The sequence below is a fragment of the Guptibacillus hwajinpoensis genome (genome assembly GCF_001039475.1).
Taxonomy (GTDB): Bacteria; Bacillota; Bacilli; order Bacillales; family Guptibacillaceae; genus Guptibacillus; species Guptibacillus hwajinpoensis.
Window position 1 is genome coordinate 78,265 of the sequence record NZ_LELK01000015.1, and the last position, 20,090, is coordinate 98,354.

The 20,090-nt window shown below is 38.9% G+C and carries 19 protein-coding genes; 16 read left to right on the forward strand and 3 right to left on the reverse strand.

Going from position 1 to position 20,090, the window contains the following annotated elements; translation table 11 throughout:
* The first annotated feature begins 56 nt into the window (after positions 1–56).
* From AB986_RS20435 to AB986_RS20470, 8 genes are all read left to right on the forward strand, one after another.
* Complete coding sequence (locus tag AB986_RS20435; RefSeq protein ID WP_048313502.1) at positions 57–635, forward strand: TerD family protein; 579 nt, start codon at positions 57–59, stop codon at positions 633–635.
* Between the two features lie 39 nt (positions 636–674).
* A complete protein-coding gene (locus tag AB986_RS20440; RefSeq protein WP_048313503.1) occupies positions 675–1,454 on the forward strand; it encodes a TerC family protein in 780 nt (259 codons plus the stop codon).
* A 90-nt stretch (positions 1,455–1,544) separates the two neighbouring features.
* The gene (locus tag AB986_RS20445; RefSeq protein ID WP_048313504.1) at positions 1,545–2,735 is read left to right on the forward strand and encodes an HpcH/HpaI aldolase/citrate lyase family protein; all 1,191 of its coding nucleotides are present in this window, start codon (positions 1,545–1,547) and stop codon (positions 2,733–2,735) included.
* A 13-nt stretch (positions 2,736–2,748) separates the two neighbouring features.
* The gene (locus AB986_RS20450) at positions 2,749–3,966 is read left to right on the forward strand and encodes a phosphoribosyltransferase family protein (protein WP_321212267.1); all 1,218 of its coding nucleotides are present in this window, start codon (positions 2,749–2,751) and stop codon (positions 3,964–3,966) included.
* Positions 3,957–5,093, forward strand: coding sequence for a cysteine protease StiP family protein (locus tag AB986_RS20455; protein ID WP_048313506.1), 1,137 nt, complete (start codon positions 3,957–3,959; stop codon positions 5,091–5,093). The genes AB986_RS20450 and AB986_RS20455 overlap by 10 nt, the downstream gene beginning before the upstream one ends.
* Positions 5,090–5,884: an HAD family hydrolase gene (locus AB986_RS20460; protein ID WP_048313507.1), complete on the forward strand. Its 795-nt coding sequence runs from the start codon at positions 5,090–5,092 to the stop codon at positions 5,882–5,884. Before AB986_RS20455 ends, AB986_RS20460 begins: the two co-directional genes overlap by 4 nt.
* 317 nt (positions 5,885–6,201) lie before the next feature.
* Positions 6,202–7,815: a YceG family protein gene (locus AB986_RS20465; RefSeq protein ID WP_048313508.1), complete on the forward strand. Its 1,614-nt coding sequence runs from the start codon at positions 6,202–6,204 to the stop codon at positions 7,813–7,815.
* Positions 7,816–7,833: 18 nt separating this feature from the next.
* Positions 7,834–8,925: a toxic anion resistance protein gene (locus AB986_RS20470; protein ID WP_048313509.1), complete on the forward strand. Its 1,092-nt coding sequence runs from the start codon at positions 7,834–7,836 to the stop codon at positions 8,923–8,925.
* A 54-nt stretch (positions 8,926–8,979) separates the two neighbouring features.
* On the opposite strand, the gene AB986_RS20475 is transcribed toward AB986_RS20470, so the two are convergent.
* Both AB986_RS20475 and AB986_RS20480 read right to left on the reverse strand, forming a co-directional pair.
* On the reverse strand, positions 8,980–9,159 hold the full coding sequence (locus tag AB986_RS20475; RefSeq protein WP_048313510.1) for a CsbD family protein: 180 nt from the start codon (positions 9,157–9,159) through the stop codon (positions 8,980–8,982).
* Between the two features lie 94 nt (positions 9,160–9,253).
* Positions 9,254–10,672, reverse strand: a complete 1,419-nt coding sequence (locus tag AB986_RS20480; protein WP_048313511.1) for an alanine/glycine:cation symporter family protein — start codon at positions 10,670–10,672, stop codon at positions 9,254–9,256.
* Between the two features lie 522 nt (positions 10,673–11,194).
* Between AB986_RS20480 and AB986_RS20485 the strand changes: the two genes are divergently transcribed.
* The 6 genes from AB986_RS20485 (at position 11,195) to AB986_RS20510 (ending at position 16,680) form a co-directional block, all read left to right on the forward strand.
* The gene (locus AB986_RS20485; protein ID WP_048313512.1) at positions 11,195–12,577 is read left to right on the forward strand and encodes a tetratricopeptide repeat protein; all 1,383 of its coding nucleotides are present in this window, start codon (positions 11,195–11,197) and stop codon (positions 12,575–12,577) included.
* Positions 12,578–12,762: 185 nt separating this feature from the next.
* Positions 12,763–13,521 carry a threonine/serine exporter family protein gene (locus AB986_RS20490; RefSeq protein WP_048313513.1) on the forward strand — a complete coding sequence of 253 codons (759 nt, stop codon included), beginning with the start codon at positions 12,763–12,765 and terminating at the stop codon, positions 13,519–13,521.
* Positions 13,522–13,739: 218 nt separating this feature from the next.
* A complete protein-coding gene (locus tag AB986_RS20495; RefSeq protein ID WP_048313514.1) occupies positions 13,740–14,189 on the forward strand; it encodes a threonine/serine exporter family protein in 450 nt (149 codons plus the stop codon).
* Between the two features lie 110 nt (positions 14,190–14,299).
* Positions 14,300–14,728 carry a DoxX family protein gene (locus tag AB986_RS20500; protein WP_048313515.1) on the forward strand — a complete coding sequence of 143 codons (429 nt, stop codon included), beginning with the start codon at positions 14,300–14,302 and terminating at the stop codon, positions 14,726–14,728.
* Positions 14,729–14,740: 12 nt separating this feature from the next.
* Entirely contained in the window at positions 14,741–15,397 is a 657-nt protein-coding gene (locus AB986_RS20505; protein WP_048313516.1) for a DsbA family protein, read from the forward strand.
* Positions 15,398–15,600: 203 nt separating this feature from the next.
* Entirely contained in the window at positions 15,601–16,680 is a 1,080-nt protein-coding gene (locus tag AB986_RS20510) for an AI-2E family transporter (protein WP_048313517.1), read from the forward strand.
* 38 nt (positions 16,681–16,718) lie between these two features.
* Here the strand turns inward: AB986_RS20510 and AB986_RS20515 are convergent, their stop codons facing one another.
* Entirely contained in the window at positions 16,719–17,714 is a 996-nt protein-coding gene (locus tag AB986_RS20515; protein WP_048313518.1) for an LLM class flavin-dependent oxidoreductase, read from the reverse strand.
* Between the two features lie 251 nt (positions 17,715–17,965).
* Between AB986_RS20515 and AB986_RS20520 the strand changes: the two genes are divergently transcribed.
* Positions 17,966–19,294 (forward strand): CoA-disulfide reductase, encoded by a 1,329-nt coding sequence (locus AB986_RS20520; protein ID WP_048313519.1) that lies wholly within the window; start codon positions 17,966–17,968, stop codon positions 19,292–19,294.
* A 148-nt stretch (positions 19,295–19,442) separates the two neighbouring features.
* Positions 19,443–20,054 (forward strand): histidine phosphatase family protein, encoded by a 612-nt coding sequence (locus AB986_RS20525; RefSeq protein ID WP_048313520.1) that lies wholly within the window; start codon positions 19,443–19,445, stop codon positions 20,052–20,054.
* Positions 20,055–20,090 lie beyond the last annotated feature (36 nt).

A 20,090-nucleotide genomic window follows, 5' to 3' on the forward strand; every position in this document is an offset into this window, starting at 1 on the left:
GCAAGAGGGCTGAACCCTCTTGCCATTCCAATATAAACGCGAATTGGGGGATGACATTGGCTATTCAATTATCTAAAGGACAGCGGATTGACTTAACGAAAACAAATCCTGGACTCGTAAAAGGGCTCATAGGACTTGGTTGGGATACGAATAAATATCAAGGTGGATCTGATTTTGATCTTGATGCATCTGCATTTCTAGTTGATGCAAATAATCGTTGTCAGAATGACCTGGATTTTGTTTTCTACAACAATTTGGAGCATCCGAGCAAATCGGTCATTCATACCGGCGATAACCGCACGGGTGAAGGTGATGGAGATGACGAACAACTTATCGTAGACTTCTCCCAAATTCCTGCTCACGTCGATAAAATTGGTATCACAGTAACGATTCATGATGGTGAGACGCGTCACCAAAACTTTGGACAAGTATCCAACGCATTTGTTCGTCTTGCAGATGAAGCAACTGGAGAAGAGCTTTTGCGATTTGATCTTGGTGAAGACTTTTCTATTGAAACGTCAGTAGTCGTCTGTGAACTGTATCGCCACGGAAGCGAATGGAAATTCAATGCAATCGGCAGTGGGTTCTCTGGCGGACTTGCTTCCCTTTGTAGAAATTATGGGCTAGACGTCTAACGTAAAGCTTAGCAAGTTGACATTAGGAGGAAACATCAAGTGGAAATCTTACAAGAAATTCTTAACACATATGCCTCGTTCTTTGATTGGGAGATGTGGGGAGAAGTTTTAACTGACCCTGTTGCGTGGGGACTGATTGGTACGCTGATACTTTTAGAGGGCCTACTTTCAGCCGATAACGCACTGGTTCTTGCCGTTATGGTTAAACACCTGCCACCAGAAAAAAGAAGAAAAGCACTAACTTATGGATTATTTGGAGCTTATTTCTTCCGTTTCTTATTTATCGGAATTGGAATGTATTTGATTAAATTCTGGTGGATTAAGGTCTTTGGTGCAGCTTACCTTGCATTTATTGTTATTCAACACTTTAGAAGCAAAGGTGGAGACGAAAGCACAAGTGGCATGAAGAAAGATAGCTGGCTTGTTCGTACGTTCGGTATGTTCTGGGCAACTGTTATTTCAGTAGAACTAATGGATATTGCATTTTCAGCTGACAGTATACTAGCTGCACTTGCGATTTCGGAACAGGTTTGGGTTCTAATACTTGGAGGTATGATTGGTATTCTCCTTATGAGAACAGTAGCGGGCGTCTTCCTTAAGCTAATTGAAAGAGTGCCTGAGATGGAGAATACAGCTTTCGTATTAATCGCGATTATCTCTCTAAAAATGTTCTTGAGCATATTCCATATCGAAATCCCACACGTGGCGTTCTTTGGAATCATCGTAATTGCTTTCCTTGGAACTTTCGTTGTTCATTACTTTAACAACAGAAATCGTCCACTTACTGAAGAAACTGCGTCAGCTAAAGAGAACGAATAGCAAGATGAGGAGGAGACATAAGTGTTCTCCTTCTTTTTTTACGATAAAAATTCAAAAATGTACCGAAATAATGGGTAGGAGGTGACGAAAGTGCAATATTTTCAATATCTTTCTGATTCTGATAGAAGAAAGGTTTTCTTTAAAGAACCTTTTCCGATAACGAAATATGACGTTAAAGAGAAGCTAGCGTATGCGGTTGGTGCCGCTCTTTATATGCCTGCAATAAGAGAAGACATCGGTCGTTTAATTGTGAATCAGAAGTACAAAGAGGTTAGTACCATTGTTCTTGATCTTGAAGATGCGGTGGGGGATAACTACCTGGCTGAAGCGGTCGATCAAACAATTGTACATTTTGCGGAAATCGAACGTGGGTTAATAAAAGGGGAGACAACGTTAAGTGACTTACCCCTTATCTTTATTCGCGTTCGCTCAGCTAACCAGTTACTTGAAGTAGCAGAAAAACTCGGAACTTCTATCGAGCATTTAACAGGTTTTGTATTCCCGAAAATTTCGTCATCTAATGTTGATTTATATTTCTCTGCTTTAGAGAAAGCTTCTATTAACGCTAGTACACGACTGTTTTGTATGCCTATTCTAGAATCACCAGAGCTTATGTATAAAGAAACGAGAACTAGTGAAATGCAATATTTATCTACGCTCTTTCAGAAATATGAATCTTCTATTCTTAATGTGCGAATTGGAGCAACAGACCTTTGTGGACTGTACGGTATTCGTCGAAATGCTCAAACACCTATCTATGACATTTCTATTATGAGAGATTTCATCTCTGATGTTGTCAATTACTTCGGAAGGAACTTTGTCGTTTCTGGTCCAGTGTGGGAGTACTTCAATAGTAAAAAAGAAAGTTTACAGCATGATTTTTCAGAAGTGAATGAATACAATGCAGGGCTTCTAAATGAAACGCTACTTGATCTTTCAAATGGACTTACAGGTAAAACGGTTATTCATCCTTCACAAATTAAAGTGGTTCAAAGCGTTAATGTCGTTACGAAAGAAGAATACCTTGATGCAATGAGCATTATTGAGAACGCAAGTGGAGAAGTTGGCGTATTAAAGAGCGCTTCTTACAATAAAATGAATGAAATTAAACCGCACTATAAATGGGCGATGAAAATTCTAACCAAATCTGACATATACGGGGTGTATCATGAACAGTACAATTTCCTCAAGATGCTTACCGACACAATACCATTTTCCCATTCTGTCGGAAATGAGCGTAAACCTGAACATTTCTCAAAACAAGTTAACCATCCCAGTTGACGAATTTTTTAGCATGGCAGCAAGGATTAATAAGAAGAGAGGTTTCTTGTTCGTTAGCAAAATGCTAGGAAAGCACATTCCAGTCGATCCTTATAAGCCTCTTTTAGCGTCTGGCCTGCTTGCCTTATCCTATTATGAGAGTTTAACAGACACATCACTAGACCATATAAAGAGTGTGACGAATGGCTTTCTATCTGATGATCGAAAAGAACTTAGTCGTGCATATGACTTATTGAAGAGTAAACCTCTGAAGCTTCAAGAGGCACCTATAGTGATTGGATTTGCTGAGACAGCAACAGCGCTTGGACACGCTGTTTTTGATTGTTTTGATCAGGCCTACTATATTCATACGACTAGAGAAGCTGTTGACCAGCTAACTCCGGAATTTAATTTCAAAGAAGAACACTCACACGCTGTGGATCAGCGTTGTTATGCAGATGAGTCGATATTGCGACGGAACCATCCAATTCTTTTGGTAGATGATGAAATAACCACAGGAAGAACCTGTTTGAATATTATTAAAGAGCTCCACGCCAAATATCCTCGCAAACATTATTCCGTACTCTCCCTATTAGACTGGCGTTTAGAAGAGCATATGAATCAGTACACCGCCTTGGAAAAAGAGCTAGGCATTACGATTACCGTTCATTCTCTACTAAAAGGGACCATTGAATTCAATGGCAAGCCACTTGAAGAGCCTCTTACTGAATTTCATTCTAGTACATCCGATCGTAGTGAGGTAGTTATAAAGAAGCACGATTTCTCCACCTACTTCGAACGATTACCAGGTTCTAGCTATCTATCAAATAGCGGTCGCTTTGGTATTGATGAATCGGTTAGAGAGAAGATAGAGGAATCTTGTCAGAATGCATCGAATCAATTAAACAAAGAAGTTCTGGACGGAAAGACGTTATGTCTTGGAACTGGAGAGTTTATGTATATACCAATGAAGATCGCTTCCTATCTGCAAGGAGACGTCTATTATCATTCAACAACAAGAAGTCCGGTGCAGCCTTTAGATTCAGAAGGGTATGCGATTCGTAGTGGATTTTCTTTTCCTAATCCTGAGGATCAGGAAGTACAGCATTATGTATACAACATTCCAGTTGGAAAATACGATAGCGCCATTATCATGTTTGAAAAAGAAGTATCAGAAGAAGAGACTGAAGAACTGATCTCTATTATGGCTGAACAAGAGATTCATAAAGTTCATCTTATATCATGTTCGTGAAGAAAGAGGTGGAAGTATTGAATACACAAATAACGAAAATGGGAAGTTATGCTGACGAGGACGTTACGTTTCTTCTTAAAGATTTGTCAGATATCAGTATGGAAAAGAGCACAACGGAACGGGAACAGGCAATTCAGCAGGGAACACATTACTCTGAAATGCTACCAATTGAATACAAACCGACTGATGAATACATGTCGTTATTTTATCGCTCTCTAGAAGATACGAAACATAAAGTAGCTGTGGCGGTAGGTATTGTTGCTAAGCAAATTATTGCAGAGAGAGGTTTCAACGTAGCTCTAGTATCACTTGCTCGTGCAGGAACACCAATCGGTGTATTGATTAAACGTTATATATCCTACAAGTATAATAGAGAACTTCCTCACTATAGTATCTCTATTATTCGCGATAGAGGAATCGATGACCAAGCGCTCGATTACATTCGGACTACCCATCCTGAGCACGAAATTACGTTTATCGATGGATGGACTGGGAAGGGAGCAATTACGAAAGAACTAACAAAATCTGTCTCTCGATACAATGAAACGAATGGAACGACTTTATCTAGTAAACTTGCTGTACTTGCAGATCCTGGAGACTGTTCAGAGTTGTATGGAACAAGAGAAGATTTTCTCATTCCAAGTGCTTGTTTGAATTCGACTGTTTCAGGCCTTGTGAGTCGAACGATTCTTAATTCGAAGTGGATTAACGAAGGCGATTTTCATGGAGGTAAATACTATTCTGAGCTTCTCTCAGAAGATGTTTCTAATCTATATGTCGATACGATTTGTACTCAGTTTCCACTCATTGAGAGTGCCGTTGATGAAGGATTGTCAGATGTGATGAAAGAATCTCAAAAGCCTCAGTGGAAAGGTCTTACATCAATAGAAAACATTCAGCGTGACTACAATATGGACAATACAAATTTTATTAAGCCTGGTGTAGGGGAAACAACTCGTGTCTTATTGCGACGCGTTCCGTGGAAAATACTTGTGCATCCAGATGCCGAAATGAATCTTGAGCATATTCTAGTTCTTGCAAGGGAACGTGGTGTTCCAATTGAGGAATATACGGACATGTCGTATTCATGTTGTGGTTTGATTCAACCATTGGAGAAGAAGACATGAGAGCATTCGCAAGTGACTTAGATCGCACATTAATTTACTCTAGCAAAATGATGAATCAGTTCGGTGCAGAGGAGTTTCAATTAATTGAAACGCTCGAAGGAAAAGAAATATCCTATATATCGAACAAGACAAAAAATTTACTTCAAACAGTAAATAAGGAAATGCACTTCATTCCTGTTACGACGAGGACAATTGAACAATATCGTCGTATAACACTCTTTCAAAATGAAATTGTACCCCAATACGCGGTAACGAGTAATGGAGGCCATATTCTGAGAAATGGAATAGTACTGCAAGATTGGTCTGATCACATTAAACGTTCTTTAAAGGAATGTTTGCCTCTAGAACATTTTGTTCGTGAGCTCCAAACGCTTGTGCAGGGTAACTGGATTGAGCGAATAAAAGATGCCGATCATCTTTTTGTTTATTTAATCATTAAGCGAGACCAGGTGCTTGAAGAAGAAGTTAATCGTCTATTCAATTGGGCAAGAGAACAGGGGTGGCAGCCTAGTTTACAAGGGAGGAAGATGTATTTCATCCCTGCTCCTGTGAACAAATGGAAAGCGGTAGCCTATCTCAAGAAAGAATTAGGATTAACCTATATTCACACAGCAGGAGATTCTTTACTTGATTATGATTTGATTCAAAATGGTGATGATGGCTATGCACCCGTTCATGGTGAGGTTTTAGAGACTTATCCCAATTTGCGTCGAACGAAACAAAGTGGCATGAAAGCTTCAGAAGAAATTATTGAGTCTATCCTAAGTCAATTAGCTTCGCATTCGACTTAATAAATGGCTCTTTTCTAAAAGATTGTTGCTTTTGAAAGGATTTTTTAAAAGAACCTGACTTCGCTAATTAGAGCGGAAGAATACTCACCGCCCGCCCCGCGGAAAGCGAGCATTCTGTAGCGGAAATTGACATACTCTTTCAGCAACAATATATACGAAAAGAGCCTAATCAATAGAGTCAATATAGTAATCATGGAAGAATTAGTATGTTATTCTGAGTTGTAGAAGATGTTATATTTGTATTATTCAATAACGGTATTGGGGGCAATAATGTCACTCTGGTCGCCGGGAAGGAATGAGAAAGCGGGGAGAACATCATGAATCACTATGAACGAATTCTTATCAAGAATACTTCATTAGATGATGAGAATTTAAATGAATTACTATTCAAGCCGTTTCCAGAACGGAATCCTTATGAGAACGGCAAAGAGTTAATCATTACTCAAGTAGCAGGGAAATTTCTAGGCAGCTTTTATGACGAGAATGAGTACTTCCTTCATTTGCATGATTTATATAAATCAGAGAAATTTCATGTGTTAAGTGAAGAATTAAATAAAGTCATAACACCGGAACGACTTCAGGCAATCCAATCGATTCATTCGATAAATCAGAAGGAAAATGGACTGTCTGCTAATCGATTTGTAGCGTTTCTAGAAGGTGCTACACTTATTCCATCTCACCCAGATCAAGCAATGCACCGCCATATAAGAAAGTCCTTAATTACGATTCTTGAGTTATTTGAACAAAAGCATGCAGGTGGGTTTAATCATCCTGATTTTCGTAGGGTGCTAGTTGATTTAATGAAATGGACGTGGAATCATCTTGATCCTTGGTTTAAGGAAGCAGATATCCAAACAGAAATGCCGGGGATTATCTGGTATGGAGAAGCATCTAAAAGTCAGCAGTACTTTCTTCTTTATTCAATCGTACTTGGTTGTGATGTGCTGTATTTTCATCCGGAAGGAATTGACTCACTTGCTGAAATTGATCCAGAAGAGCAATTTATCAAATCGAAAACCCTGCCATCAACGGTTGGGCTCGAACCTTTTCCTATGGAAAAGCCAGAAAGACGTTCTACAGTAGCCTATCGTGCTACGAAAGAAATGGATACCGTACTTCACCACGAAGGATCACAGCTATTTAAACCGTGGCAATTACGAAACTACTCACCTAAATCAATAACGCTTAAGACAACATACGATGAGTTATTTTTGATTGCAAAAGAGAAGGCTTTCATCCGTCCTAACTTTAAGACAGAAAAAGGAACCGTTCATATTCCTTCTTTGTTTGCAAAAATCATGGGCGTTTCTGAGAATAGAAAAGAATACTGGAATCGTCTCCAGGATTTAAGTGATTCAAAATCCACTGTAATGATTAGACAATTTCCATTTACAACTGAAACAAGGGCTAATCAAAAATTCCATTACCAACATTCACTGAATCAGGATGGGGTACTTGATCCTGAACGAATGATGCAAGGGAACTGGTGGCAATATAAGCATTTGCCAATTGAAACGCAAAAAGCAATTGGACATGCTATCTCCAGAATGTGCGCTGCACCGAAGTTGTTCTCTGAAGGTTCAGAGAGAGAAGAGGATACGAAGCTGTATCTATTCTCACAGACAACTACTTTACCTGAGGAATTTGTGAACTTGATGCAAACGTTTGATTATTCACAGGAAGTTCCGAAGGTGGTTCTCTACAATACAGAAATGAATGGCACTCTATCACGGTCAGATGCTGTCGTTTTGAACTTATTAAATGAGTTTGGTCTCGATATTATTCTCTATAATCCACCGGGACATCAGTGTATTGAACGGTACATTGATTCTTCTTATTTTGATATTCACTGGCTTGAAGAAATGGCGTTTCGACAGGACTTTAAAGAGCCTTCGGTGTTTAGGAAGTTATTTAAATCTATTAAACTATAATCAGGGGAGTGATCGGCCATGACGAATGAGACAGAATTAACAACACTAGATAAAAACGAAGAGATAACGGAAGCCAAGGCAGATGATATACGTCTTAAGCTTCGCGGTGAGCAAGAGGTTCAAAAGCTTGCTGGAGAAATTGATGTAAGGGACCAAATGGCACTTCTAGAATTTGGTAAAGAACCAGCTGTAGAAATCTCTCAGTTCTCAGATAAGATTCTATCGATGATGCGCACAACGAGTGTAACCGACTCAGGTAACATGCTTAAGCAACTTGGTAAAATCATGGATCGTTTTGATAAAAAGGACTTTGAAGAACCGAAAACCGGTTTTCTGTCGAAATTTTTTAAAAAGGGCAATGATGTAGTTGAAAAGATTTTTGGTAAGTACCAAACTCTCGGCGGCGAGATTGAAAAAGTACATGTCGAAATATCTAAATATAAAGATGAGATGTCGCGATCGACCGTTACGCTGGATGAAATGTACCAGCATAACTTGAATTACTACGTAGAACTTGAAAAGTACGTCGTTGCAGGACAAATCAAACTTGAAGAGCTACAAGAAAAGGTGCCAGCCATTCAACAAAAAGTTAGCGCTGGAGATCAAATGGCACAAATGGAGTTGGATACGCTCAACAATGCCATTCAAACTCTTGAAGAAAGAATCTATGATCTTGAGATGGCGAGAATGGTTTCTATTCAAACAGCGCCACAAATTAGACTGTTGCAACGAGGAAATACGAAGTTAATCGGTAAAATCAATTCAGCCTTTATTATTACGATCCCTGTTTTTAAAAACGGTGTTATTCAGGCTGTTACAGCAAAACGACAGAAGCTTGTGGCAGACTCAATGGATGAACTTGATCGTCGTACGAATGATATGCTGAAAAACAATGCCCAGAACATTTCCAATCAAAGTGTGGAAATTGCGAAGTTATCTGGTAGACCGAGTGTAAAAATCGAAACGATTGAAGAATCATGGAATACAATTGTGAAGGGAATGGAAGAGACCAGAGCAATTGAGGATGAGAACAAACGTCTTCGCGATGAAGGTACTAAACGTATCTTAGAGCTTCAAGATAATATGAAAAAGATTGGGAATCAATCGTAAAATAATAAAGCATAGAAAAAAGGATAGCGAGAAACGGCTATCCTTTTTCTATGCTTACTTTTCTTCGTTAAGCTTTCCCTTGCGCTCTTGATATTCACCCTTTGATTTATCGCGCTTTGCTTCCTCTTGAAGGCGGCTATCATTCTTAGCATTGCCAACTTGGTCTTTCACTTCTCCCTTTGCCTTGGAAACGGCGCCTTTGACTTTATCACTTAATCCTTTATTGTTACTCATTTGGTAAACGCTCCTTTCCTGTATCTAATAAAAAAATACCCCTTGAAGCAAGATGCCAAACGGCAATCTTCCTTAAGGGGCGATAAATGGTAAATTAGTTTGATTTATCTTTAACAGGTCGATCAGTCCATATGTCTGATTTCAATCCTTTGATTGTATCTGCATAGAACTGAGGATCCTTACCAGCTTTTCGCTGATCTCGGTAATCTTTGAGAGCTACAAATGCTACCTTACCAATAATGGCAATAACGATTAAGTTAAGAAGTGCCATGAGTCCCATGGATAGGTCAGCCATGCCCCAAACAATTCCGAACCCTGCTTTAGCACCGAACATAACCATACCTAGTACAGCAAGACGATAAATGAGAAGCGCTGTTTTACTAGACTTTATAAATTCAATGTTCGTTTCACCATAATAGTAGTTACCAATAATTGAGCTGAAAGCGAACAGGAGAACAGCGACAGCTACGAAAATACCAGCTCCACTACCTAAGTGTTGATTCATCGCTTCCTGTGTTAACTGAACACCGTCAAGTTTGGAATCAACATAACCGTTTGACATCATAACCATAAAAGCAGTTGCAGTAGCAATTAAGAGCGTATCTACGAAAACGCCTAGAGCCTGGATAAGTCCCTGCTTAACAGGGTGAGAAACATCTGCTGTGGCAGCAGCGTTTGGCGCACTACCCATACCAGCTTCGTTAGAGAAAAGACCACGTTTAATTCCAAGTAGCATCGCTGCTCCGACACCACCACCGGTTACTTCTTTTAACCCGAAAGCATGCTGGAAAATAAGAGCAAACATTGCTGGGATTTCAGTGAAATTAACGATAAGTACGTAAGCTGCAACTAGTAAATAGATACCAGCCATAATTGGAACGATGATTTGAGACACAACGGCAATTCGACGAACACCACCGAAAATGATAATAGCAGTTGCGACTGTTAGAATTGCCCCAAGTACCCATCGATTCACATCGAAAGAGTTTTCAAATGCAAGGGCGATTGTATTTGATTGTACCGAGTTAAACACTAGTCCAAAACTGAATGTGATCAACACAGCAAATATAATACCGAGCCATCTAGCATTTAAAGCACGCTGCATGTAATAAGCAGGTCCACCTCGGAAGTCATCTCCATCCCGTACTTTGTATATCTGAGCAAGTGTACTTTCAACAAATCCACTTGCTGCCCCAAGAAGGGCTATAACCCACATCCAGAACACAGCACCAGGACCACCGATGCTGACAGCTGAAGCAACACCAGCTAGGTTCCCTGTACCAACGCGGGATGCGGTACTAATGAAGAAAGCCTGTAAACTAGATACAGATTTCTTTCTTCCTTTTACTGTGTCCTTTTCTGTAAGAACGTGGACCATTTCACCAAAAAGACGAAATTGAACGAATCGAGATCGGATTGTAAAATAAAGTCCAACACCAATCAGGATAAAAATAAGCACATTAGACCAGATTAAATCATTACCGAACGATACGATTTTTTCTAAAATATCCATATGTAAGTCCTTTCTATAATGGTTTGGTATAAATAAACAAGTTATTTGGTATGTTCCCTCAAGTGCACGTAATCTAACTCGAAAACGACTATGAATTATAAAAAAATGGAAAAATCATTCCGTTGTCAACTAGTGAAGATGCACATTTCACCACAAGAACCAATTATACATTGTTTTGTTGCAAAGATAGAGAGTGTTCGTTAGAAAATCTAACAATGAAAAAATAGACAATTCTCCCTTCACTTTATAATTTTGATTGGCTCTTTCCGTATACATTGTTGCTATATGAGTGGGTGAATTTCCGCTCCAATAAGAAGTGTGTATTTCAATAATTATTTCAAAAGCAACAATCTTTTAGAAAAGAGCCTTTTGATTAGAAGCTGAAGAAGCTAATAGAAGAATAGAAATCGATTATAGCTATTGCGAAAAGTATATCATATATTGTTTTCTTTCTTCATTAGGTTCAGAGTGGTAAAATAAAGGTGGAAGCATCAAAATCAGCTCTGCCCGGGAGGGATATCAATGATCGAGCAACAGCAAAACGTTACAGTTATCTCGAATCAAAGACCTGTCCAATTACGCGTCGAGCGGCTTGCCATTCATCATAGAATGAAAATTCTTGAGGCCGTTAAATCAAATGGCAGTAAATTTTATCTTTTCTTTTATAAAGATGATTTTATAACTGGAAAGACAGTAGACGTTAAGAATGGTTCCCTTATAGAAAAAGCTTTTCAGAACGGCATTGTCCTGCAAGCTTCACACCCACTAATTGAGCGTTTTTTAACTGATAAAACTTTTCTTCTAAAATCCACAAAACAGGTTTTTCAATCTGTTCAAAAGCATTACACCCCTCAAGAAACTGCTTTTATTTTCTCTTACTTTGATTCTTTTCTCTCCACTGAAACTCTTATTAAACTCATAAGGAAACACTTTTACGAATATCGAAGAAATGGTCAACTGCGTAAAGCGTTCCAGATTCTAGTTATACTCCTTCATTTTGATTCGAATAACAAATGGGCACTGGAACTGACTCGTAAATTAGAATATCAGAAAATGAGAAGCATTTATGAGGCAGAAGATACCGATCTCCGAGACGTTGATCCGCTCTTCTTTGAAATTGTTGCTTATAAAGAACTTGAAAAAAACCAAACGTATCTTGAATCTGTTTATCATAAGGATAAGCGAAAAACAGATCTTACCGCACTGCGACTTCACCTCTACCTTCATTCATCCAAGCAAGATGAACGTGATCCGCTCACGCTCCTGGAAGGATCATTTACTGAATCGGAATACGCCAATCTGCTTTGGATCATGTATGTTGAAGCACCCCAACATAAAATCCTCCAAGAAAAAGCATTTCAAGCGCTCATGCACTTAAATAAAACAAGCGAAGCTATAAACTTACTTACCGCCCGGAAAACTGCATTGACAGCTAGTGAAGGTGAATTATTAGTGAAAGCATTTAATGATGAAGAAACAGATATCACTCAAATTAATTTAAGTTCCCTTCAAGAATCTCTGAAGATTAAAGAGAATCGCATGCTACTAGACGGTTTACTTCAACCATTAATCCCAAGAATACTAAACGAATATGGATTAACATATGTTTATACATGGCTTAAGCCTTTATATGAAGGGAATCAGAATCTTAGCATTTTATCAACCATCCAAACAATGGTAGATATTCAGGATAACCCTGACAAGCAATTTCAACTCGGTAAACTTTATCACAAATTGAAACAATATGATGATGCGATTACTTGCTTTGATTGGGAAATGGAGCTGCACCCTACAGACCCTACTCCAGTTCAATGGTTAACAAAGGTTTACCGCGAAATGGGTAAGCTTGAAGAATCGAATACTTATATGTCAATCTATTCTAAAATGCAAAGGGTATCTCATTAGGAGAGAGCGCAGGCTGTGACCTGCGCTTTTCTTATGGTATAAAAGCTCCCTTCCCCTTCAGAGAGGGCTCAAAGCCCTCCTTTGATGGAAGACTCACTTATCTTTCTATTTGATATTAGAGACACCCTTCATATAAACTAAGAAACAGTAAGCAATAATAGGTAAGGCTTGTCAGGAGCGAGTAAATGGAAAAACAATCGAGTTATACTTATGACATTATCCAAGTATGTCTGTTAGCTGGTAAAGTAATGCTGCAGAATGGCGGGGAGACATATCGGGTGGAGGATACAATGACGAGGATTGCGGACGCTTGTGGAGCTATCAATTCGAATAGTTATGTAACTCCCACAGGTATTTTCTTCTCGTTAGAAGGTCCAGAACTGTCAACTCAGCTCATTCGAATATCAGAACGGACAACTGATCTAGATAAAGTAACAAAAGTTAATAGTATTTCAAGAAGGATTAGTAGTGGAGACCTTTCCATTCAGGATGCACATATTGAGCTCGATCGTCTTGATAAAATGACAGAACGCTATACTTTTCCGAAGCAGCTAATTGCTGCTGCAATTGCTAGCGGATGCTTCCTCATCATGTTCCAAGGGTCATGGAATGACTTTTTGCCAGCAGTGATAGCTGGGGGTGGAGGCTTTTTCAGTGTGAATTTCTTTAATCGACTCGTACCGGTTAAGTTTTTCTCTGAATTCCTTGCCTCGTTTGTTATAGGACTCCTTGCTGTTCTCTTCGTTTCTACTGGCTTAGGTGAACAACTTGATAAGATTATTATCGGCTCTGTAATGCCACTTGTACCAGGCTTGTTAATTACAAATGCTGTTCGAGATCTAATGGCTGGTCATTTAATATCAGGTCTTTCTAAAGGGGCAGAGGCATTTCTAACTGCGTTTGCAATAGGAGCTGGAATTGCACTTGTTGTATCATTTTTGTAGAAGGCTATGTGAATCAACAGTGTTGATTTTTGGCTCATTTACGCCCGTGGTGACCAATCGCTTCGAGCAAATTCGTTTGCTCAGGCGATTGGTCACCACAGGGCGACCTTTCAGCGGAGCTGAAAGGCGAGTGAAACTGAGGTTTCACTCGAATGAGCCAAAAATCGTGATAATCAACAATTTGAGCTAACATAGCCTTGTAGAAAGGAAGATAAGAAATGGCCATTATTGCTCAAGTTATTACAAGTTTCATTGCTAGCGCAGCATTTGGATTAATGTTTAATGCACCCAAATCGTCTCTTATTAAGGGTGGATTTGTGGGTATGAGCGGGTGGATGATTTACTATTGTATGGAAGCATCAGGAATTGATCCGGTTGTATCAACTGTTACTGCGTCATTCTTTATTGCAGTTATTAGTCAAGGATTCGCTAAAATGTACCGTACACCAGTCATTATATTTAGTGTAGCTGGTATCATTCCTTTAGTCCCAGGAGGGCTTGCTTATGATGCAATGAGGAATTTTGTGCAAAATGATTACAATAGCGCTATCAACCTTGCTGCTAGAGCATTCATGATTTCAGGGTCTATTGCAGTTGGCCTAGTGTTCTCTGAAGTGATTAATCAAATTATTCGTCATTCCACTTTAACTAGACAACAGAAACAGTGAGAATGTAGGTCCATGTCCTTTTGCAAAGGTCCCTGTTTCTATGATAACTTTTAATTGGGTCACTGTGTCGAACGGTGTCATAAAATGTTAGTGTCTGGGGAGGAACAACGATGAAAACCTATCCCTATCTTGGGTTGTTAACGATTCGACTAATAGTAGGTATGCTTTTTTTCGCACATGGTTTTTTCAAATTCTCAGAAGGTATTGCAAACACGGCTGCATTTTTTGAAGCGATCGGTTTGTCAGGATTTTTGGCATATGTAGTTGGATTAATTGAGTTAATAGGTGGAGTACTCATGATTCTGGGATTAGGGACACGAATTGTGAGCGTTTTGTTCTCTTTAATATTAATTGGAGCGCTTATTTTAGTTAAGCGTTCTACGGGGATGCTCGGAGGATATGAACTCGATATCGCACTTCTTGCAATGTCGTTGTCACTCTTTTTAAGTGGGGGAGGGCCTTATAGTCTTCGTCACTACATGGTTAAAAAAGGATGGACTTTGAACTTCCAACAAAACACCGTAATGAAAGATAAATGAGGAAGTGAATGAATGGCTAAGAAGAAATTAAAGAAAAGTGTTAAGTGGTTGTTAGTCATTATTGGCATCGTTACTCCTCTAGCCCTTCTCTTTCTACTGAATCAATCATCTGTCAAGAATGAATCAATAACAAAAAATCAGCCCTATTTAGGTGAAGAAATAGCACCTGTAGAGGTTATTGAGTTTGGCGATTATAAGTGTTCATCTTGTAAATCTTTGAATCAATCTTTCTTCCCTCTAATCCAAGAAGAGCTAATAGCTACAGGTAAAGTGAAATTCTATTTTATTCACTATCCATATATTAATGAAGATTCAAAACGCACTGCTGAATTTGCTGAAGTCGTGTATGAAGAGCTTGGTAATGATGTTTTTTGGCAATTTCATCATGTGCTGTATGACCAACAGCCTAATAAAGCTGAACAAAAAGATGTTTTTACAATAGCCTTTTTGGAAGAAACACTTGGTGGTCTAGTGAGTGAAGAGGAAACCACACAAGTAGTGAAAGCTTACGAAACCGGGCTAGGAGAAAAAGCTGTTGAACTAGACCTTGCTTATGCGGATAAAGTCGGTGTGAATTCTGCTCCATCATTATACGTTGATGGCAAGCGTTTTAAAGGCAGTACTATGGCTGAATTCAAGAAAATGGTTGAAGAATCTACAAATGAATGAAGGAAGACACCTAGTTAGGTGTCTTTTTTGTATGTAAATAAACGTTTGTTTAATGCTAGCCTCATTAATCAAACGTTTGTTTAACTGAATGATTTTTATCAAAACTAAACTTAATTATCTAATTTTCTATATTGAAGTTAAGAATAGACGGATGTGTGGTATATGAAGGGAGGAGTTACTATTCTTAGATGAGGAGACAAGCGATGTGGATTAGAAACGATTTCTTTAAATATATCACTGGTATTATTTTAATTCTTATTTGTTTTTTCTTTTTGACAGAACTTAATTTATTGAAGCCTGTTAAAACCATAATTGGGACTTTATTTTATCCAGTTTTAATAGCTGGATTTTTGTATTATGCGATTAAGCCTATTGTAAAGCTTGTGAAAAAACTACCTTATGTAACAAATCTTGTAGCAATTATACTCGTTTTTATTAGTATTGCTGGGTTACTATATGGTGGATTCACATTCCTTGCAAACCCAATTCAAAAGCAAGTTTCAGAAATCTCAAATCAACTTCCCGAGAAATTGAAAACATCGGCCGATGAAGCTGAAAAGGCGATTGAAAAGAATGATATGGGCATGTTGTCTATGGAGAACATCAGACAAAAAGTTAAGAGCTATCTTGGTGATTTAACACAGAGCTTTGGTGAGAATATTACACAAATCGTTGGTGCATTAACAAGTGCAACAACAGTTCTAGTCATTGTGCCATTTGTATTATTCTATTTTCTGAAAGACGATCACAAACTCACACCGTTCTTATTAAAATTTATTCCTGCAAACCATAAGGAAGAAGGAAAGAAGGTTCTTCACAATATCAATCAGACACTTTCTGCCTACATTATAGGTCAGATTATTGTTGCTATTGTTGATGGAGCGCTTATGTATATTGGCTATTTAATAATCGGACTCCCGTATGCTTTGATCCTTGGATTGTTCGTAACCGTAACAGCTGTAGTACCATTCTTTGGCCCTATTATTGGTGTTATTCCTGCGATTGTTGTTGCGCTAACACAGGATCCAGTGATGGCTTTCTATGTGCTTATTATTATGGTTGTCGTGCAACAACTTGAAGGCAATCTTGTAGCGCCTGTTGTATTAGGAAGTCGACTTAATATTCATCCATTAACAATCATTTTGCTACTTATTGTAGCAGCGGCACTTTATGGATTCATAGGGATGTTGATTGCAATTCCATTGTACTCAGTCGTTAAAGTAACTTTACAGAATTTCTATAAATTTTATAAGCTCAGTCATTCTCAAGTAGAATACGAATAAATAAATCCCCTGGTTTCTAACCAGGGGATTTATTTATTCTAAAGATAGATTGAGGCAAGGCGTTCGTACGAATTTCTACGTTCATCAAAACTGTGTACATTTGTAAGCACCATGAATTCCTCAGTTTGATAACGAATTGAAAGTTCGTCCAATTGCTGTTTGACGGTTTTGGGTGAGCCGATGACCATTCGTCTCCTATTATGCCGTATCCGTTCCAAATCTGTTTTAGTATAAGAGTGATTTTTGGCTTCTTCCACAGAAGGAACACGACTGTCGAGCCCTTTCTCAACCTTAAGTAACCATAGATCCTGGCTTTGCGCAAGCTCCTCAGCATGCTCGTCTGTTTTACCACATACTACAAAAATTGCAATAATTGCTTGAGGTTTAGGATGATAATAAGTGGGATGGAACTTTTCATAATAGGTTTTTAATGTTTTCTCACCTCGAAGGGGCTTAATAAAATGCCCGAATACATATCCAATTCCAAGGTCAGCAGCTTGCTGAGCACTGTTTTCACCCATACCTAAGAGCCAAAGTGCTGGAGGAGTTTCAGTTTGGGGTGCTGCTTTTATTCCAGTAAATTCATGACTACTTGGAATGGAATCTGTAAGATAATGAGATAGCTCTGTTAATTGACGAGGGAACTCATTTAGACTCTTGTTGATTCCATCTGTCAGTGCAAGTCTTGTTTTCGCTGTCCCGCCTGGCGATCGACCTACTCCAAGGTCGATCCGGTTAGGGTGAAGTGCTTCAAGCTGCCTGAAATTTTCTGCAACTTTAAAAGGGCTATATTGTGGCAGCAATATGCCACCTGAACCTACTTTGATACGAGAGGTTGATGCAGCTATGTGCGCCATCATGATTTCTGGTGCTGTGCTTGCAAGCCCCTTCGTGCTATGATGCTCAGCAAACCAATATCGTTGATAGCCAAGTTTTTCAGCTAAAAGGGCAAGCTCACGTGTTTTTTCCAGTGTTGCATAGGAATTACTTCCTTTTGGTATTGGTACTTGATCCAGAATACTTAATGTTATCAAGCTCGTAGCAACTCCTTTTTCAATTCTCTACTCGTTAGTATAAGCTTCTAATTTCTATCCTAACGCGATCTTATAGAAGGAGATAGTATTTTGCTTTTTACTATCTATGAACAATATGTGAAATAGTGAGCAAGGTTGTTGCGAAGTAATTGTTTATGTCATATACTAAGAATATAGAAATTGTGAAACATATCACATACTCATTTTTTATTATGTGAAATAACTCACAATTACATTAGGAGGAATGACAAATGAAAGTAGCAGTTGTAGGATGTACTCATGCTGGAACAGCAGCAGTTTCAAATATAGCCAATCTTCACCCAGAAGCAGATATTACTGTATACGAACGAAATGATAATGTTTCTTTTCTATCCTGCGGCATTGCGCTTTACGTTGGTGGGGTTGTGAAGGATCCACAAGGTTTGTTCTATTCTTCACCTGAGAAATTAGAAGAGATGGGCGTTACGATGAAAATGAAGCATGAAGTGCTTGATATTGATACAAACAACCGTCGTATCCGGGTGAGAAATTTAGACACAAATGAGGAACTTAATGACACTTACGATAAGCTTGTAATGGCTACTGGATCATGGCCGATTGTCCCTCCAATTGAAGGCATCAAGCTTAACAATATCCTTCTATCCAAAAATTATAATCAAGCTAATACCATTATCGAGAGAGCAAAAGACGCAAACCGTGTCACCGTTATTGGAGCGGGATACATTGGGGTAGAATTAGTTGAAGCTTTTCAGAAATATGGCAAGGAAGTAACGTTAATAGATGGTGAGGATCGCATTCTAAGTAAGTATCTAGATCCTGAATTCACAGACGTTATTGAAGAGGACTTTAGAAATCGAGGTATTCATCTTGCGCTGAATGAAACGGTAACTCGTTTTGAAGGAGATACAAATGTATCAAAAGTTGTCACTTCCAAAGGAGAATACGAATCAGATCTTGTTATTCTCTGTGTAGGTTTTCGTCCTAATACCGAGCTTGTAAAGGGACAGGTAGACATGTTGCCAAATGGAGCAATCATTGTGGATGAGTATATGAGAACAAGCAAGAAGGATATATATGCCGCAGGTGATAGTTGTGCGATTCGCTACAATCCAACTGGTGAACATGCTTATATTCCGCTTGCTACAAATGCCGTCCGCATGGGTACGCTTGTAGGACGAAATATTATGACACCAACAACGAAATATATGGGTACACAGGGAACATCTGGATTACACTTATTTGATCTCAGTATGGCATCTACGGGCTTAACAGAAAAAGCAGCATATTCTGCGGGAATGAATGTGAAAACAATCACAATTGAAGAAAGCAATCGTCCTGAATTTATGCCAGATTATGAAGTGATTACACTCAAGGTAGTGTATGAAGTAGAAAGTCGTAGAATTCTAGGTGCACAGGTCATCTCAAAAGCAGATGTAACACAATCAATTAATACACTGTCAGTTTGTATCCAAAACAACATGACTGTAGATGAATTAGGGTTTATTGATTTCTTCTTCCAACCACACTTTAATAAGCCATGGAACTTTCTTAATCAGGCAGGTCTACAAGCCATCCAATAATATCTAATCCGCTAGCAAGTGTGCTGGCGGATTTTTTGTAGTGCTGTGCTTGCATACAATCCTTTTGACAGACATAATGAAGGAAACAATTTATGTAGGAGAGATGTTTTGTGATAAATAGAAAGATCACCATCTTGGGGGAGACTTTATGACAAGAGTGTACCTTATAAGACACGGTGAAAGTGAATGGAATGCTGCAGGAGACCTTTACTGTGGGAGAACGGATGTCGGGCTATCAACAATAGGTCGAAAGCAAGCAGAAGATGCGGGAATGTTCTTGGACGATGTTCGATTCGATTTCGCATATGCTTCTCCGTTAATTCGAGCACGTGATACAGCTCAACTTATTTTAGGAGATACAGGACCACCTATTCTAACTGATGAAAGAATTTATGAAGGTGATTTTGGAGAGTGGGAAGGAAGATCAAAGAAGGAATTTATTGTGGAAGATCCTGAATCATGGGAGAACTGGATGGCCAATCCTTGGGAAACGAGAGCGGGGAGAACTGGTGAAACGGCACGTGAAATGTATGAGCGTGCGTCGTCCTTCCTAAAAGAAATAGGAGAAAAGCATCCAGACGATACAGTCTTAGTTGTTGCTCATAACAATACAATTCGCTTTCTTCTTGCAGGTATTCTTGGAATGCCTTTCTCTAACTATCGCAAAATTTTTCAAGATAATACCGGTATTAATGTCCTTGACGTTACTGCCGACTCGGTTTTGATTAGGAGTTTAAATATCAACGTACACCTATTCTAAGTGGAAAAAACGCCGATGCACTCAAGGTGCATCGGC

Coding starts and splice junctions, on each gene's coding strand:
- AB986_RS20520 (WP_048313519.1), top strand. CDS start 17,966: ATGAAAGTAGCAGTTGTAGGATGTACTCATGCTGGAACAGCAGCAGTT.
- AB986_RS20470 (WP_048313509.1), top strand. CDS start 7,834: ATGACGAATGAGACAGAATTAACAACACTAGATAAAAACGAAGAGATA.
- AB986_RS20455 (WP_048313506.1), top strand. CDS start 3,957: ATGTTCGTGAAGAAAGAGGTGGAAGTATTGAATACACAAATAACGAAA.
- AB986_RS20505 (WP_048313516.1), top strand. CDS start 14,741: ATGGCTAAGAAGAAATTAAAGAAAAGTGTTAAGTGGTTGTTAGTCATT.
- AB986_RS20490 (WP_048313513.1), top strand. CDS start 12,763: ATGGAAAAACAATCGAGTTATACTTATGACATTATCCAAGTATGTCTG.
- AB986_RS20475 (WP_048313510.1), bottom strand. CDS start 9,159: ATGAGTAACAATAAAGGATTAAGTGATAAAGTCAAAGGCGCCGTTTCC.
- AB986_RS20500 (WP_048313515.1), top strand. CDS start 14,300: ATGAAAACCTATCCCTATCTTGGGTTGTTAACGATTCGACTAATAGTA.
- AB986_RS20450 (WP_321212267.1), top strand. CDS start 2,749: ATGGCAGCAAGGATTAATAAGAAGAGAGGTTTCTTGTTCGTTAGCAAA.
- AB986_RS20465 (WP_048313508.1), top strand. CDS start 6,202: ATGAATCACTATGAACGAATTCTTATCAAGAATACTTCATTAGATGAT.
- AB986_RS20510 (WP_048313517.1), top strand. CDS start 15,601: ATGTGGATTAGAAACGATTTCTTTAAATATATCACTGGTATTATTTTA.
- AB986_RS20480 (WP_048313511.1), bottom strand. CDS start 10,672: ATGGATATTTTAGAAAAAATCGTATCGTTCGGTAATGATTTAATCTGG.
- AB986_RS20485 (WP_048313512.1), top strand. CDS start 11,195: ATGATCGAGCAACAGCAAAACGTTACAGTTATCTCGAATCAAAGACCT.
- AB986_RS20525 (WP_048313520.1), top strand. CDS start 19,443: ATGACAAGAGTGTACCTTATAAGACACGGTGAAAGTGAATGGAATGCT.
- AB986_RS20460 (WP_048313507.1), top strand. CDS start 5,090: ATGAGAGCATTCGCAAGTGACTTAGATCGCACATTAATTTACTCTAGC.
- AB986_RS20495 (WP_048313514.1), top strand. CDS start 13,740: ATGGCCATTATTGCTCAAGTTATTACAAGTTTCATTGCTAGCGCAGCA.